Source organism: Bradyrhizobium archetypum (assembly GCF_013114835.1).
GTDB classification, from domain to species: Bacteria; Pseudomonadota; Alphaproteobacteria; order Rhizobiales; family Xanthobacteraceae; genus Bradyrhizobium; species Bradyrhizobium archetypum.
Map to the genome: position 1 here is coordinate 426,656 of NZ_JAAVLW010000007.1, position 14,798 is coordinate 441,453.

A 14,798-nucleotide genomic window follows, 5' to 3' on the forward strand; every position below is an offset into this window, starting at 1 on the left:
ATGGCCTATAGCGTCTCCACCGCGCTTGCGATCTACTTCGTGCTCTGGTGGGTCGTGCTGTTCACGACGCTGCCGTTCGGCGTCCGCAGTCAGCATGAGGACGGCGAGGGCGCGGACCAAGTTACTCCTGGCACCGATCCCGGCGCACCGGTGACGGCGCGAATGGGCTGGAAACTGATGTGGACCACGATTGTTTCAGGCGTGATCTTCGGCATCGGCATGTGGGCGTATCAGCAAGGCTATCTGAATATCGAGCGGCTATCGAAGCTGATGGGACTGCCGTTCTAGGAATCGGGCATCATGGTGCGCGGCGTAATTCCAGGGATTTTGCTGCTTGCATCGGTCGGCGGTCCGGCTGCCGCGATGGATCCATCCGCCATGGAGGAAACCAATTGCCTGATGGCCTGCGATGCCAATCAGGAGAACTGCGGGGCAGGGCAGGCTCCTTTGAACAAAAGCCATGCGCTTGCCGCCCATTCTTCGCAGCGAAAAACGAACTTGTCTCTGGTTCCGGGCGCGCACCGGACGACCGGACTTTCGATGACCAATGAAAGGACGAGGTCGCATCCAAGCGAAGGCAGGCGCTAGCTTGCCGGGGCACCTTGGCGGCCCGGCCGGTGGCCATCGCCCTTCGAGGGGCCGCGCTGCGCACGGCGGCCTCAGGGCGACGGATGATTCCGGTTCACGATCATGCTCAATACTCGGCCAATCCGTAGCCCGTGAGTTTCGCAAATGGAATCGGAAGAGGCCGCCCGGATCATCGATCTCTACCAGCGCAAGGCGTCGGACTGGATCAGGAGCCGCGCCCGCACCAAACTTATTGAAAAGCCCTGGCTTGACCGCTTCTGCGCACTGCTTCCGCCCGCGGCAGCACTCCTCGATCTCGGCTGTGGCTCCGCCGAGCCGATGGCTGCATATCTGATCGGTCTCGGCCATCCCGTCGCTGGCGTGGATTCTTCCCCGACCATGATCGACGCCTGCCGGAAACGTTTTCCGAAGCAGGAATGGATCGTCGCCGACATGCGAAAGCTTGCCTTACGACGGACGTTTTCCGGCGTCCTTGCCTGGGACAGCTTCTTTCACCTGTGCCACGACGACCAGCGCCGGATGTTTCCGGTGTTTGCCGCGCATGCGGCGCCGAACGCAGCGCTGATGTTCACAACCGGCCCCGCGCATGGCGAGACAATCGGGCATTTCGCAGGCGAGTCGCTTTATCATGCGAGCCTCGACCCCGCCGAATATCGTTCACTGCTCGATCGGAATGGATTTCGTGTGATCTCGCATGTCGTCGAGGACCCTGACTGCGGCGGCCACACCATCTGGCTCGCGCAGCGCATTTGAGACGCTGGAGCAAGCCGAGCCAGCGAAGATGCTGGCCGCCGGCACTGCCTGATGGCTATGATCCCGGAAAGGAAGAGCCGGATCAAAATTCGAAACGGGAGTGAACCGAAACTCCCATACCGGCACGGGGGAGACCACGATGAGTTCACAGCGCCGATCATTGGTTGATTCGCGGCATGGCGAATATCGAGTCCTTCATGAAGCCGATCTGCGGGATTACCTCGCAGCACTTCCCGAGGTCGCTGCTCGTCTTGGCGGCGCTCCGGCTTCGTGGTCGATCAGCGAGGTCGGCGACGGCAACCTCAATCTCGTCTTCATCGTCAAGGGCGCGGCGGGCGGCGTCGCGGTCAAGCAGGCGCTGCCATATGTGCGGCTCGTCGGCGAGAGCTGGCCGCTGCCGCTGTCGCGCTCGCATTACGAATATCTGGCGCTGACGCATCAGGCGCGGCTGGCGCCCGGCCTGGTGCCCGATGTGCTCCACCACAACGAGGCGCTCGCGCTGGTCGTCATGGAGCTGCTCGAGCCGCACATCATCATGCGCAAGGGGTTGGTGGCCGGCACGACCTATCCGCGCTTCGTCGATGATATCACGACTTTTCTGGCCCGGACGCTGTTCCTGTCATCCGACCTCGCTGTAACAGCCGCCGAGAAGAAGGAGGGGATCGCCGCCTTCGCCGGCAATCATGCGCTCTGCAAGATCACCGAAGACCTGATCTTCACCGATCCCTATCGCATCGTCGAGCAGAACCGCTGGACCCAGCCCTGGCTCGATGCGATCGCGGCGGCCTTTCGCGAAGACCTCGACTTGCACGTCGCGATCTCGCGGCTGAAACTGAAATTCCTCAACGCTCCGGAAGCCCTGATCCACGGCGATCTCCACACCGGATCGATCATGGTGACGGAAAGCCAGACGAAGGTGATCGACCCCGAGTTCGCATTCTACGGTCCCATGGGCTTCGATATCGGTGCCGTCATCGCCAATCTCTTGATGGCCTATCTGGCGTCATCAGGCCACAAGCGTTCGCCCGGCGATCGCCGCGCGTTCGAGGCGTGGGTGCTGGAAACGGTCGAGGGCGCGTGGACGGACTTCGTCCGCAAGTTTCTGGAGCTGTGGCGCACTGAGGCCAAGGGTGATGCCTATCCGGTGACGCTGTTCGGAGGCGAGGCCGGCGCAGCGCGGCTGGAAGCCGAACGGCAGGTTTATATGGCGCGGCTATTCCAGGACACGGTCGGCTTCTCGGCCGCAAAAATCATACGCCGCATTCTGGGGCTGGCGCACAACATCGATTTCGAATTGATCGAAGACCCGAAGCGGCGGGCGATCTGCGAGGCGCGCAGCCTACGGCTGGCGCGTGCGATGATGGTGGATGCGGCTTCGTTCCGCACGATCGGTGCGGTGACGAAAGCGGCACGGGATGCGCGCGACTGGCAGCCGGATTTTGCCTGATTGCTTCAGGTCACTCCCGCCTCATCGTCAAGGCCCGAGCTTTTCCCGGCCATCCACCTTCGTTTAGCGCAGAGATCAAGGTGTGGATGCCCGGGACAAGCCCGGCCATGACGGGGTCTGTTGGATCATCGTAGGTACTATCCTGCAGGCCGCTAGCGCAATCGGTTCCCGAATTAACCTGCAGCACTGATATCAAGGTTAAATAGCAAGCTTACCATCGGGTTTCGGTTGCCTGCTTCCCCCGGCAGGCTAACCGTCCATGTCAGATCACGAGAGATTTTGGTGTCTGCTCGCATTTTCATTTAAGGAGCACCCCCATGGTACGTGCAGTAAAACCGCCGATTTTGGACGCGATCGATCTCGAGCGCGAGATTGAAAAAGAATTTCGCAAGCTGCCCCAGCACGAATCCCAGCCGACCGATTTCGCGCCGCCTTCCGTGCGCGCTCCGGATCTGGGAATGCCGGACTATGTAGAGCACAGCGACGGAGCAACCGAGATCGGCAAGCTGTCGGCGGAAGCTGTTGTCCGCGAATATGAAGCTGCGGCAAAAGACATCGAAGCTTTGGGTGACGAGCTGACCGAGCGGGCCAAGCAATGCGAGGCCATGATGCGCGAGGCCCTCGTGGTGACCGAAGAACTGAAGGAAACCGCAGCGCGCTATCGCGCGGAAGCCAAGCGCGTCTTCCTTCAAATCGAGAGCTGTTCGTTGCTGACGGCGGAAGTCCGCAAGATCTGCGAGGAAATGAAGGACAGAATCGCAACTCCGGCCACGGTCGAAACCAGGGCGGACTGAAAGCCCAAGCCAGCCTGTATAGCGTTCTGGGCGCCGACCGATCGAGGCATCACAGCGGGCATGCGCTCGCCTTCTCACAACCTCACCGGGCGCAGCGCGACAAACAGTGTCGCGGATCAAGATCTTCCGAAAACTGTCGATATCGACGTGGTCGAGTCCATTGTCGAGGACACCGAGCACCAACAGGCCGACGATGGTATTATCGATACCGCCGCGGCCCGCCGAACAGGCTGGCGCGGACAACGACGTCGGCTCGTCGTGTTTCCCAGTGCGATCTCGGCCATTTTGCAGTAGGATTAGCTACCTGGTGCTCTGAAGACGAGAGCCGGGAGGCGCCCATGGACGTCGCGGCCTGGCTGTGTGGTTTGGGGCTGGGACAGTACGAACAGGCGTTCCGGGAGAACGACATCGACGCCAAGGTCCTCATGGACCTTACGGCCGAGGATCTGATCGGGCTCGGCGTCGTCTCGATCGGCCATCGCCGCAAACTGCTCGCCGCCATTGCTGCCCTGCGCGCCGGCTCAATGTCGGCGATCAGCCCCGTCACGGTCGCACCCGCCGCTGTCTCGGGGACGGCGGAGCGTCGCCAGCTCACCGTGATGTTTGTCGACCTGGTCGATTCGACGGCGCTCGCGGCGCGGCTCGATCCGGAGGAGATGGCCGAGGTCCTGCGGAGCTATCACAGTGCAGTGGCCGGCGCGATCGCGCGGTTCGAAGGGCACGTGGCGAAGTACATGGGAGATGGTGTGCTGGCCTATTTCGGCTATCCGCGCGCGCATGAGGATGAGGCCGAACGCGCGGTGCGGGCCGGGCTGGCCGCGGTCGCGGCGGTGCATAGCCTGGGATCGGCGCATGGCGAGACGCTGGCGGCCCGTATCGGCATCGCGACCGGCGCAGTAGTCGTCGGCGAGTTGATCGGCGAAGGAGCGGCGCGCGAGGAGACGGTGGTCGGCGACACGCCGAACCTCGCGGCGCGGCTGCAAACCCTGGCCGACCCCGACACGGTGGTGATCTCCGCCCGCACCCGGGAGCTCGTTGGCGGGCTATTCGAACTCGCCGAGCTCGGCCTGCAGATCTTGAAGGGATTTCCCGTTCCGGTGCGACCGTGGCGCGTGGTCGGTGAAGGCACCGCCGAGAGCCGGTTCGAGGCGTTACACGGGGCAGGCCTGACGCCGCTTGTCGGTCGCGACAATGAGATCGGCCTGCTGCTCGAGCACTGGGAACGAGCCAAGGAGGGTGAGGGCCAGGTGGTGCTGCTGATGGGCGAGCCTGGCATCGGCAAGTCGCGCCTGGTGCGGGCGCTGCGCGAACGACTTGAAAATGAGCCGCATACGCACCTGAGCCACTACTGCTCACCGCACCATCAGACCAGTCCGCTTCATCCGGTGGTTGGCCTGCTGGAGCGAGCAGCGGGCTTCGTCGCGGACGATTCCGCCGCAACGAGGCTCGACAAGCTCGAGGCGCTGCTTGCGCTGTCGACTGATCAAGTCACCGCAGCGGCTCCGCTGCTCGCGGCATTGCTGTCGCTCGAGACGGCCGCGCGCTACCCGCCGCTCGACATGAGCCCGCATCGGCAGAAGGAGCGGACACTCGAGGAACTGGTCAATCAGGTGTTGGGCCTCGCAACGCGCCGGCCTGTCTTGGCCCTGTACGAGGACGTGCACTGGGCAGATCCGACCTCGCTCGAGCTGCTCGATCTTCTGGTCGACCGAGTGCAAGGCGCGGCCGTGCTCGTCCTCATCACCTTCCGGCCCGAGTTCGAGCCGCCCTGGATGCGCTATGCCCATATCAGCGCGCTGACCCTCAGCCGGTTGAGTCGCCGGCAGGGGGCGGCCATGGTCGCGCGGCTGAGCGGCGGCAAGGCGCTACCGCCTGCGGTGCTCGAGCAGATCGTCGCCAAGACGGACGGCGTGCCCCTGTTCGTCGAGGAACTGACGCGGACCGTGCTGGAGACCAATCTGCTCCAGGATGAGGGCGACCACTACGCGCTCGCAGGACCGCTGCCGCCGATGGCGATCCCAACTACGCTCCAGGAGTCGCTGTTGGCCCGGCTCGACCGGCTGGCCCCGGCCCGTGAGGTGGCCCAGGTCGCGGCCGCGATCGGCCGAGAATTCTCGCACGAACTGCTCGCGATAACGGCGGCGCTGCCGGAGAGCGACCTCCAGGCGGGGTTGGACGACCTCGTCGGCTCGGGCCTAGTGTTTCGGCGCGGGACCCCGCCTCGAGCGACCTACAGCTTCAAGCATGCGCTCGTGCAGGACGCGGCCTATGCGACCCTGGTGCGCACGAAGCGGCAGCGCTTGCACGTCCGGATCGCCGCCGCGCTCGAGCAGCATTTTCCGGAGACAGTGCTGGCGCAGCCCGAACTTCTAGCCCACCATTACACGGCGGCAGGGCTGGCCGAACCGGCAATCGACTATTGGCTGAGGGCGGGACAGCGAGCCATCGCCCGCTCGGCTATGGCCGAAGCGCTTGCGCAGTTACGGAACGGCTTGAAGCTGCTCGTAGGCCTGTCGGAGGCCGATCGGAGGCGGCGAGAACTTGACCTGCAGGTAGCGTTGGGCGTGGCGTTGATGGCCACGCAGGGCTGGGCATCGCCGGAGGCCGGGCGTGCCAACGCCCGTGCCCGCGAGCTCTGCGAGCAGATCGGGGCGACCGGCCAGCTCTGGCCCGTGCTCTACGGTCAGTGGGTGTTCCACGGCGTGCGCGGCGAGCACCACGCGGCGCGCGAAGTGGCAGACGAGCTTGTGCGCCGGGCGCAGGACTATCAGGAGACTTCCGCAACCCTGGTGGCTCACCGCATCAGCGGGACGGGTGCCTTCTGGCGCGGCGAGGTGACCGCTGCCCGCCCCCATCTGGAGCGGGCGCTCGCTCTTTATGACGCGGAGCGGCATCGCTCGCTCGCCTTCCTTTACGTGCAGGATCCGCGCGTGGCGGCGCTGTCGGCGCTTTCGTGGACTTTATTTGCGCTGGGCCATCCGGAGCAGGCCCGCGCGCGAAGCCGCGAGGCGCTCGCCGCCGCCAGCGAACTCGCTCACCTCAACACGCTGGCGTATGCCCTGTTGTTCGCGTGTTTCTTCGAGCAGTACCGCCAGGCGTGGCGCGAGGCAAAGGACCGAGCCGAAAAACTAATTGAGCTCGCGACCGAGCAGAACTTTCCGCATTTTCTGGCGGCGGCCACGGTGATCCGGGGATGGGCGCTGACTCAGTCGGGTGAGCTGGCGACAGGGCTCACACAGCTTCGGCAGGGTCTTCCGGCGTGGCGCGCCACCGGAGCTGGACTCTATGAGCCGTATTTCCTCGGTCTTCAGGCCGAGGCGCTCGGCCGTTCCGGCGCAGCGGGGGAGGGTTTGGATCTGGTCGCAAAGGCGCTGGAGCGCGTGCAAGCGACCGGCGAGGGGTGGTTCGAGGCCGAACTCCATCGGATCATGGGCGAGCTGATGCTGCGGGTGCCGAAGCCCGATCTGATCGGCGCGGAAGCACGATTTGGGCAAGCAGCTGCAACCGCGCGCCAGCAAGGCGCCAAGCTGTGGGAATTGCGCGCGGCGACGAGGCTTGCAGGATTGTGGAGAGAACAGGGTCGGCGCGGCGAGGCTCGCGACCTGCTCACCCCGTTGTATGGCCATTTCACTGAGGGTTATGAGACACCGGATCTGCAGGCCGCCAGCGCAATACTGCAAGAGATCACTGCCACCTCCGAGCCGAACATGGATCCCAAATACCAGTAGTGGATCTGCATACGAGCATGGCGCCTTAATCCGCCGTTCGCTCCCGCAAGCGCTGCGCATAGACGTTGATGACGAGCGCCGCCAGCAGGATCAGGCCGCGGATCAGGATCTTCAGAAAGCTGTCGATGTTGACGTGATCGAGCCCGTTGTTGAGGACGCCGAGCACGAACAGGCCGACGATGGTGTTGCCGATGCCGCCGCGGCCGCCGAACAGGCTGGTGCCGCCGACCACGACGGCAGCAATCGAATCCAGCAGATACGTGTCGAACTCGTTCTGCTGCGCGCTGCCGAAATGCGCGACCCCGAGCATGCCGCCGATGCCGGCGCAGACGGCCGAAATCACCATCACGCTGCCGAGGATCAGCTTGACGTTGAGGCCGGAATATTCTGCGGCCTCGCGATTTCCCCCGACCATGTAGACGTAGCGGCCGAAGCGCGTATAGGTCAGCACCAGATGGCCGCCGAGCAGCATCAGCGCCGCCACGATCACGATCCAGGGGATGCCGCCGATCGAAGTCGATCCCAAGGTTGAGACCAGCGGCGGCACCTTGTAGGCGATTTGCCCGCGCACCAGCAGCGCTGAGATGCCGGCCGCGATCTGCATCATCGCCAACGTCATAATGAAGGAGGGGATGCCGATCACCGTCAGCCCGAACGCATTGACGAGGCCGAGCAGGGCGCAGAGCGCCAGCGCCAAGAGGATCGCGGCCCAGCCGGGCATCGGGACGTTGGCGATGTTGACGTAGGATTCCTGCAGCGTGAAATAGGCGACCGCGATCCCGGTGACGTTGGCAATCGCAGCGATCGAGAGATCGATTTCGGCGCAGAGGATCACGAAGGTGAGCCCGACGGCGATGATGCCGGTGACCGAAATCTGCGTCAGGATGTTGCCGAGATTGTCGAGCGTCGCAAACGACGGGCTGGCGGCGGCGAAGAAGCCGAACAGGCAGATCAACGTCAGGAACGGCGCGATATTGCGCATCTGGGAGCGCAGTATCGCGGCGAATCGCTGCGGGCGTTTGCGATCCGAAACGGGGACTGTCACGCTTTCACCTGACGTCATGTCGGTCTCCTCACGCCGCTTCGAGCAGGCGGTCCTTGCTGATCCGTTCGTTGGAAAATTCCCGCACCACCGCGCCACGCTTGAGCACGATGACGCGGTCGGCGAGCGAGAGCACCGTCTCCGGCTCGGTGGAGAGCACGATGATGGCAAGCCCCTTGGCGCGCAAATCCCTGACGATATGGATGACGTCGTTCTTGGCGCCGACATCCATGCCGCGGGTCGGCTCGCACAGCACGAGCAGGCGCGGCGGATAGCTCAGCCATTTCGCCAGCGCCACTTTCTGCTGGTTGCCGCCAGACAGCATGCCGAGATCGAGCTCGACGGCCGCCGGGCGGATCCGCAGCTGCTCGACCTGCCGGGTAGCGATTGCGCGTTCGCGCGACGGCTTGAGCAGCAGGGATGAGATCCGGTCGAGGACGCTGATCGAGATGTTCTTGTAGACCGGCTCCTGGTGGAACAGCATGTCACGCCGGCTCTCGGGCACGAACGCAATGCCGGCGCGCCGGGCATCGGCCGTGCTGCGGAAGGCTTTCTGTTCGCCGGCGACGGCCAGCGTGCCTTGGTCGGGCCTGAGCTTGCCGAACAGGATACGCGCGAGCTCGAGCTGGCCGCAGCCCATGAACCCGTAAATGCCGAGCACCTCGCCGGAGCGGACGTCGAACGAGACCTCGCGCAGGCTGCGCGCCAGCGAGAGCCCGCTGGCATTTAGCACCACCGGCTTCTCGGCTGGCGGCGGCAGCATGATATCGTGCGTATAGGTCTCCTCCAGCGCCTCGCGGCCCTTGCCGATCATCGCCTCGATCAGCGCGGGCTTGCTGGTCTCGGCGGCCCTTGTCTCCGCGACCTTTCGGCCGTTGCGGAACACCGTTACCAGGTCAGAAACGCGCAGGATGTCCTCGATGAAGTGGGAGATGAAGACGATGCTGGTGCCTTCGTCCCGTAACCGCTTCAGCGTCGCGAACAGGCGCTCCACTTCGGGCGGCGACAGCGCCGAGGTCGGCTCGTCAAGGATGATGATGCGGGCGCCCGAGAACAGCACGCGGGCGATCTCGATCAGTTGCTGCAGACCAATCGGCAGGTCGCCGAGCCGCGACATCGGGTCGACGTCGATGCCGAAGCGCTTGAGCTGCTCGCCGGCTTCGCGGGCCATGCGCCGCCATTGCACGAGACCGAGGCGGTTGGTCGGTTGATTGCCCAGGAACACGTTTTCGGCCACCGACAGGTCGGGGGCAACGCTGAGCTCCTGATGCACCATTGCGATGCCGGCCGCATGCGCGTCGCGCACCGACCGGAAGCGGGTTTCCCGGCCGTCCAGGATAAAGCGGCCGGAAAAATCCGCATGCACGCCGGCAATGATCTTCATCAGCGTGCTCTTGCCGGCGCCGTTCTCGCCGACGAGACCATGGATCTCGCCGGGAGAAAGCGCGAAGTCGACACCACGAAGCGCTTCGACGCCGCCGAAGGCCTTCGTGATGTCGTGCAGTTCGAGGATGGGCTTAGGTCCCGCGGGCATGCTGGCTCAGATCAGGAAGTGGTCCTCCATCCATTGCATGCCGGCGGCATTGGCTTTCGTCACCACCGGGCCGTCCGTGATCACATGCTTCGGGATGCCCTGACCGCTCTTCTCGCCCGCAGTCACCGCAGCGACGCCAGCGATGATCGCGCCGCCATGGATGCGGCAGGAGGGGTTGCGAACGGTCGCGAACATACGGCCTTCGCTTACCGCCTGGATCGCCGGCGGCATGGCGTCGACGCCGCCGATCAGGATGTTGGTGCGGTTGCGCGCCTTCATGATGTTGTAGGCGGCCAGCGCCATGTCGTCATTGTGGAAGAACGCCGCATCGATCTGCGGGTGCTTGGTCAGATAGGTCTCCCATAACCGAGCTGTCTTCGAGACGTCCCAGTCGGCGGGCTGGGTGTCGAGCACTTCGATGTTCGGGAACTGCTTGACGACGGACTCGAAGCCCTTGGCGCGGCCCTGGGCGCCGGTGTGGCCGAGCGCTCCCTGTGTCATGATGATCTTGCCTTTGCCGCCGAGCGCGTTGCAGAGTGCCTGCGTCACCGAAGCGCCCATGAACTCGTTGTCGGGCGCCAGGAATGAATGAACTTTGATCTGGTCGAGCGGTGCGATCAGCGTGTCCATGTCGATCACGGGAATGCCGGCATCGATCATCTTCTGCACGGGCTGGGTCAGCGTGCCGATGCCGAACGCCTGGATCGCGACGAAATCCCATTTCTGCGAGGCCATGTTGTCGATCGCGGCGCGCTGCTTGACGGCGTCGAGCTGGCCGTCGAACCAGGTGACCTCGACGTTGAACAGCTTGCCCCACCATTCCGCCGCCTGCTTGCCCTGGGCGCACCAGGTCGCCTGCAGGCCTGCATTGGAGAACGCGGCCTTCAACGGCTTCTCCGAGCGCGCGGCTGCCGCCAGCGCTGGGTTTATACCCAGTCCCCCGAGCAGGGCGCTCGCTGCACCAGCCACGCCTGCCGCCTGAAGAAGGTCGCGCCTGGTCGTTGCGGATTTGTCAATTCCGGACATCGTTTGCTCCCTCGCTTGTCTTTGTTATCGCCGTCGGCGTCGATTGCACGCACCGCGGATCGAGGCAGTCTTTCACACTCGGCGGGTTCGCGCCACCGGCTGACTTGATCGTCCGTATCAATGAAGGTCAGGCGACTCTGCTGATCGCTTACTGCGCTGCAATGAGACTTTCGATGTCACCGAGCAATTTCCGCCACGCCGCATCGATGTCATCAGACCAGTCCGGCTCGATGACGTCGCGCAGCGTCTGCGCGATGATGCCAAAGAACGCGACGAACAATTTTCGCGGCGTACCGTAGGCATCGTGCGAGTAAACTTCCGATCCGATCAGGCGGAAATGACCACTGCGCTCACCGGCAAGATCCAGAAGCGCATCGATCGCCAATGCCAGCATCGAGCCCCTGACCAGTTCGCTACCCTCGGTGCGGAACATCGTCCGCGCTTCGGGATGCATGTCAAACAGACGGCGATAGACCAGCGGCGTCAGGTCCGTGCAGCGTTCGGCGGCCAGCTCAAAGCTTCGTTCGATTGGATTTGACGATGCGGTCATTGCCGTTTGCGATCGTCTCAAAAAAAAAGAGCAGGGCTCGGAGCCCTGCTCAAAAATTGTGTCGACCCTTAATTTCCTCGAAAATTGAGATTTGATCTTGATTGTCGAGGCGACGCTGCTTGTGCGCGTCAGGGCTCCTCCCGAGACTTGGACCACCAAGCTTTGCCTCTCGGCCAGCCTGAGCCTGAATTGGTAGACCATCTTTTTCGTCTTGTCACCAATTTCGGCAACCTTTGTTCAAAATTCCAGCACTCTGCGAAATCATTGGCAATTTGCTACTGACGGTTGTGGATTTAGCTACACTACGCCCGTGACTTGGTATCATGGTAGGACGCCGTTCAAATGCTGCAAAACGCATCGCTTTTTGCCGACATTACTCCTTGAAGCGGCAACATAGTTCCGGGAACCTGATCTCGACTTCGGCTTCCAGAGGTGATTAAGGTCCGAAGCGGATAGGTAGCGATGCGCCGACGGCTGAAGAATTTTCTGCCAATTGTCCTGATTGCCCTGGTGGTGCAAATTTTTGCACCCATTGGCGCATGCTGGGCAGCGAGCATCGCGGCCTCCGATCCGCTTGCGGGTGCCGTGATCTGTCACGGCAACGGCGCACCCGGTACCGGGCAGGCCGACCAGATTAACCATCGCGCCCATGACGGATGCTGTTCGGTTTGCAGCGTGCTGCAGACCGGCGCGCCGATCGATGTGCCGCAGACCGCGGCAATCGACGTCGATCGGGTTGCTGAGCAGGTGGCTTGGTTCGATTTTGCCTTCCGGCTAACGAACGCTCGCGCCGGTTCGCACGCACAGGCGCGCGCACCTCCCTCCATTTCCTGACGTCTGAACACCCGAAACGACCGGCGCGGCGCAAGCCGTGCCCGCTAGTGCAGTCAATCAAGCCGGCCAGAGAGCTGGCGTCAGGAATGTTCTATGTACCCCCATCGTGCCTTGGGGAGCGCGAGCCTGCTGGTGCTCGGCAGTGCGCTGTCCCTTGATCCCTCGAACGCGACGGCGCAAACCGCGTTGCCCCCGGTAACCATCGAGGCGCCGCGCGCCACGGCCGCCCGACCTGCGGCCCGCAAGCCGGCCACTCGCTCGGCAAGTCGGACACAGGCTAGGCCGCCTGCGGCCAACCCGGCGCCATCAGCCTCGCTCACGGCAGGCATTACGCCCAGCGTGGCGCGCGCACTGCTTTACCAGGCGCCCAACGGCCAGACCGAGACGACCATCGACCGCAGCCGGTTCGAGAACCGGCCGGCGTTCTCCGTGGCCGATGTGCTGCGCGAGAGCCCCGGCATCTCGGTAAAACAGGGCAACGGGCCGCGCGACATCGGCATCTCGATCCGCGGTTCCAATGCCCGCAACGGTTTTGGCATCCGCAATCTCGTCATTTTCGAGGATGGCTTTCCGGTCACGCAGCCGGACGGGCTCTCCCGCAGCGACCTGATCGATCCGCGCGCCTATGGCGCGATCGACGTGATCCGGGGACCCTCGTCCGCGCTCTACGGCAATTATGCCACCGGTGGCGCGCTCAATTTCCGCACCCGTCCGGGCGGCACGATCGATGGGGTCGAATACGGCGTCGATGGCGGCAGCTTCGGCTATCTCAACAATTATCTGGCCGCGGGCAAGAAGGCCGGCAATTTCGAGTACTCGCTGTTCGCCAGCGACGCGCGCGGCGACGGGTTTATCCAGAACAGCTGGTTCAATACTCAGACCGTGAACTTTCTTGGCACACTGCACGCGACGCCGGATGACCGTTTCACGGTCAAGTTCATCAACAACAATCTCGATACACGACTGCCGCTCCGGCTGTCGCTGAATCAGTACCATCAGAATCCCTTCCAAGCGGGCTGCGACATGGCCGGTGTTACCGGCTGCGCCTCAGTTCCCCTCTTCAACAACGGCTTCAACGGTGCAAAGACGCCGATCACCGCGGTGCAGGCCGGGCTTGGCCGCGAGGATCGCCGCACCATCGTCGGCGGACGATGGGAGCACGACTTCGACAACACGACCACCTGGCGCAACCAGTTCGTATTCGACGACCGGAACATCAACCAGCCGACGGGCGCAACCAGCGCGATCGGCGATTTCCCGTCCTACAATTACATGAGCGACGTAACCAAGCGCGGCGAAATCCTCGGCATGGAATCGACGACCTATTTCGGCGCGTTCTACAACACGCTGACGGCGTCGAGCGATACACGCAACGTTATGCCGGGAGGCAATGCAAAGCTCGGCCTGCTGGCGAGCAACACTTTCAGCGATACATCGAACTACGGCGTTCGCGCGCGCGAAGAGCTCAAGCTGACGCCGAACCTGACGGCGATCGCCGGCATCGGGTGGGAAGCCACCCATCTGAAGGGGATTAACACCTCCTACGCCTACAACACGCCCAATGTCCCGATCGCGACGCCGGGACTGCCTGTTATCGCCGATCGGCAATTCCAGAACACCGCGCCCGAGCTGGCGTTGCTCTACAAGCTGAATCCCGAGTGGCTGTTCCGCGCACGCGTCGCCACCGGATACGGCACGCCGCAGGTGGGAAACCTGTTCGTTCTCTCGAACGGTCAGAACGGCAACAATACGCAGCTAAGGACCCAGAAGAACATCGGCTACGATCTCGGCTTCGACTGGACGCCGAACAGCACGCTCAAATTCAGCGCGACCGGCTTCTACGAGTTCTTCAAGGACGAACTGGTTACCCAGGCGACCCAGGTCGGCGCGCCCAATGCAAGCTACACTTTCAATGCGCCGCGATCGGAGCATCGAGGCGTCGAGCTGGCGGCCGACTGGAAGTTCCTGCCGGGCTGGCGATTGACGGCGGCGTACACCTATCTCGACGAGGTCTACACTCAATACACTGAGAATATCGTCAACGGCGCAACGTTCAGCTTCAACCGAGCCGGCAACAAGATTCCCGGCATCTCGCCGCACGAACTCACGGCACGCCTTGGCTACGACCAGTTGTGGGGTCCGCTTGCCGGCCTCGGCGCATTTGTTGAAGTCCAGTGGAAAGATTCGTTCTACATGGATAATGCCAATTTCCTGAAAGCGCCGGGTTACGAACTGGTCAATCTCAACGTTCACTACACGACCGATCTCGCGTCCGATTACTTCAAGTCGCTGAGCATGTATGTCGAGGTCAGGAATGTATTTGATCGGACCTATGTGGCCTCCGCGAACAACATCGCAAACTCGGTGACGGCCGGCGGTATCCCAAATCCCGCCAGCGTATTGGCGAACACGACCAATTCGATCTACGCCGGGTCGCCACGCGCGTTCATCGCCGGAATGAAGCTGGCATTCAAATGATCGGACAACACTGCAGGAGGAGTA

12 protein-coding genes and 1 pseudogene are annotated in these 14,798 nt (G+C 63.2%); 8 read left to right on the forward strand and 5 right to left on the reverse strand.

Annotation, left to right across the window (positions count from 1 at the left end; all coding sequences use genetic code 11):
- From HCN50_RS24990 to HCN50_RS25010, 5 genes are all read left to right on the forward strand, one after another.
- On the forward strand, nucleotides 1-288 hold the full coding sequence (locus HCN50_RS24990; RefSeq protein ID WP_171712531.1) for a DUF1467 family protein: 288 nt from the start codon (nucleotides 1-3) through the stop codon (nucleotides 286-288).
- A gap of 12 nt (nucleotides 289-300) precedes the next feature.
- Nucleotides 301-588, forward strand: a complete 288-nt coding sequence (locus HCN50_RS24995; protein ID WP_171712532.1) for a hypothetical protein — start codon at nucleotides 301-303, stop codon at nucleotides 586-588.
- 144 nt (nucleotides 589-732) lie between these two features.
- Nucleotides 733-1,341 (forward strand): class I SAM-dependent methyltransferase, encoded by a 609-nt coding sequence (locus HCN50_RS25000; RefSeq protein ID WP_171712533.1) that lies wholly within the window; start codon nucleotides 733-735, stop codon nucleotides 1,339-1,341.
- A 139-nt stretch (nucleotides 1,342-1,480) separates the two neighbouring features.
- Nucleotides 1,481-2,788, forward strand: coding sequence for an S-methyl-5-thioribose kinase (gene mtnK, locus HCN50_RS25005; protein ID WP_171712534.1), 1,308 nt, complete (start codon nucleotides 1,481-1,483; stop codon nucleotides 2,786-2,788).
- Between the two features lie 344 nt (nucleotides 2,789-3,132).
- Complete coding sequence (locus HCN50_RS25010) at nucleotides 3,133-3,582, forward strand: hypothetical protein (protein ID WP_235977196.1); 450 nt, start codon at nucleotides 3,133-3,135, stop codon at nucleotides 3,580-3,582.
- A 90-nt stretch (nucleotides 3,583-3,672) separates the two neighbouring features.
- Here the strand turns inward: HCN50_RS25010 and HCN50_RS33785 are convergent.
- Nucleotides 3,673-3,835 (reverse strand): annotated as a pseudogene (locus tag HCN50_RS33785) (ABC transporter permease); the annotation flags it as partial.
- 85 nt (nucleotides 3,836-3,920) lie between these two features.
- On the opposite strand from HCN50_RS33785, the gene HCN50_RS25020 reads away from it, so the two are divergent.
- On the forward strand, nucleotides 3,921-7,310 hold the full coding sequence (locus HCN50_RS25020) for an adenylate/guanylate cyclase domain-containing protein (RefSeq protein ID WP_171712537.1): 3,390 nt from the start codon (nucleotides 3,921-3,923) through the stop codon (nucleotides 7,308-7,310).
- Nucleotides 7,311-7,335: 25 nt separating this feature from the next.
- On the opposite strand, the gene HCN50_RS25025 is transcribed toward HCN50_RS25020, so the two are convergent.
- The 4 genes from HCN50_RS25025 to HCN50_RS25040 form a co-directional block, all read right to left on the reverse strand.
- Nucleotides 7,336-8,373, reverse strand: coding sequence for an ABC transporter permease (locus tag HCN50_RS25025; protein WP_171712538.1), 1,038 nt, complete (start codon nucleotides 8,371-8,373; stop codon nucleotides 7,336-7,338).
- Nucleotides 8,374-8,383: 10 nt separating this feature from the next.
- Nucleotides 8,384-9,886: a sugar ABC transporter ATP-binding protein gene (locus tag HCN50_RS25030; RefSeq protein ID WP_171712539.1), complete on the reverse strand. Its 1,503-nt coding sequence runs from the start codon at nucleotides 9,884-9,886 to the stop codon at nucleotides 8,384-8,386.
- Between the two features lie 6 nt (nucleotides 9,887-9,892).
- The gene (locus tag HCN50_RS25035) at nucleotides 9,893-10,912 is read right to left on the reverse strand and encodes a sugar ABC transporter substrate-binding protein (RefSeq protein WP_171712540.1); all 1,020 of its coding nucleotides are present in this window, start codon (nucleotides 10,910-10,912) and stop codon (nucleotides 9,893-9,895) included.
- Nucleotides 10,913-11,060: 148 nt separating this feature from the next.
- The gene (locus tag HCN50_RS25040; RefSeq protein ID WP_311968210.1) at nucleotides 11,061-11,663 is read right to left on the reverse strand and encodes a globin; all 603 of its coding nucleotides are present in this window, start codon (nucleotides 11,661-11,663) and stop codon (nucleotides 11,061-11,063) included.
- Between the two features lie 261 nt (nucleotides 11,664-11,924).
- Here HCN50_RS25040 and HCN50_RS25045 point away from each other — a divergent pair, with 261 nt between their 5' ends.
- Together HCN50_RS25045 and HCN50_RS25050 are read left to right on the forward strand one after the other, a co-directional pair.
- Nucleotides 11,925-12,296, forward strand: coding sequence for a DUF2946 domain-containing protein (locus HCN50_RS25045; RefSeq protein ID WP_171712541.1), 372 nt, complete (start codon nucleotides 11,925-11,927; stop codon nucleotides 12,294-12,296).
- 93 nt (nucleotides 12,297-12,389) lie between these two features.
- On the forward strand, nucleotides 12,390-14,774 hold the full coding sequence (locus HCN50_RS25050) for a TonB-dependent receptor family protein (protein ID WP_171712542.1): 2,385 nt from the start codon (nucleotides 12,390-12,392) through the stop codon (nucleotides 14,772-14,774).
- Nucleotides 14,775-14,798 lie beyond the last annotated feature (24 nt).